Below are 463 nucleotides of genomic sequence, written 5' to 3' on the forward strand. Positions count from 1 at the left end.
GGGTTATCCGGCTAATCTGGGCTCGGATTTCGGCGTTTGAGTGTTCCCGCGGCTCAGTGTTGTGGCTTGCGGAGGCGGCGTAGTTCCTGTTCGTGGCGGCGGACCGTTGCGGCGACGGCCTCCAATGCGGTGCGGAGGTGGGCGATTTCAGTGGTGAGGCCCGTCAGGGTGTGTGCTTCTCGGCCGCGGGTGCGGTGTTCTTCGATGATGGTGCGCAAGTCGGGGTTGCGGTAAAGGGTGGCTCGCCCTAGTCCGGTGCGCTCGGCGACCTCGTCGAAGGTGACGGGTTGGCCGCTAAGAATGATTGCGGCGCAGGCGTCTTCGACGTGTTGGCGGCGTCGTTCGCCCGTCATCCGGTTTGAGCCTGACTGATGTGGGCATCGAGGCGTTCGATGAGTCGGCGGTGGCGGTCGGCTTCCCCTGTCCAGCCGCGGGCTTCGGCATCGCGGGCCAGTGTTTCGGT

The 463-nt window shown here is 65.4% G+C and carries 1 protein-coding gene; it reads right to left on the reverse strand.

Features of this window, described 5'->3' with window-relative positions; genetic code table 11:
• Positions 1-53: 53 nt before the first annotated feature.
• A complete protein-coding gene (locus AC5Y49_RS24840; protein WP_499892028.1) occupies positions 54-353 on the reverse strand; it encodes a DUF6262 family protein in 300 nt (99 codons plus the stop codon).
• Positions 354-463 lie beyond the last annotated feature (110 nt).

Source organism: Mycobacterium sp. NGS62 (genome assembly GCF_059812285.1).

Coding starts and splice junctions, on each gene's coding strand:
- AC5Y49_RS24840 (WP_499892028.1), bottom strand. CDS start 353: ATGACGGGCGAACGACGCCGCCAACACGTCGAAGACGCCTGCGCCGCA.